Source organism: Bacillus sp. P4_D3 (genome assembly GCF_056401855.1).
The window spans coordinates 1-578 of record NZ_JBFUIN010001291.1 but is presented as its reverse complement, the minus strand read 5'-3'; the positions used below and the strand labels follow the sequence as shown (position 1 = coordinate 578).

The 578-nt window shown below is 35.5% G+C and carries 1 protein-coding gene; it reads left to right on the top strand.

The window, feature by feature from the left end:
* Positions 1 to 515: MMPL family transporter (locus tag AC1DTM_RS30880; RefSeq protein ID WP_477001752.1), on the top strand; the 515-nt coding region annotated here is incomplete at its 5' end.
* Positions 516 to 578 lie beyond the last annotated feature (63 nt).

Sequence of the window (578 nt, the reverse complement as noted above, 5' to 3'; positions counted from 1 at the left end):
CTTTATTATTGCTTGTTTACTTACGTTCTATCGTCGCGATGATTTATTTAATTGTAACTGTCGTTTTATCATTCTTCTCAGCGCTAGGAGCAGGATGGATAGTACTTCACTTTGGTATGGGAGCTCCCGCAATACAAGGCGCGATACCGTTATATGCATTCGTATTTTTAGTTGCCTTAGGAGAAGATTATAATATCTTTATGGTCTCAGAAATATGGAAAAATAGAAAGAAACAAAATCATGTAGATGCAGTGAAAAATGGTGTTATACAAACAGGAAGTGTAATTACATCAGCTGGTTTAATTTTAGCAGGAACTTTTGCAGTATTAGGTACGTTGCCAATCCAAGTTCTTGTTCAATTTGGTATTGTGACTGCAATCGGCGTATTACTAGATACGTTTATTGTGAGACCATTATTAGTACCAGCAATTACAGTTGTATTAGGACGTTTCGCTTTTTGGCCAGGAAAACTTTGGAAAGAAGAAAAGCAATTACAAAAAGAAGATACTTTATAAAAGAAGGTTGCCGATAAAGTCAGTAAAACTGATTTTTAGGCCACCTTCTTTTTTGTTGGTCTG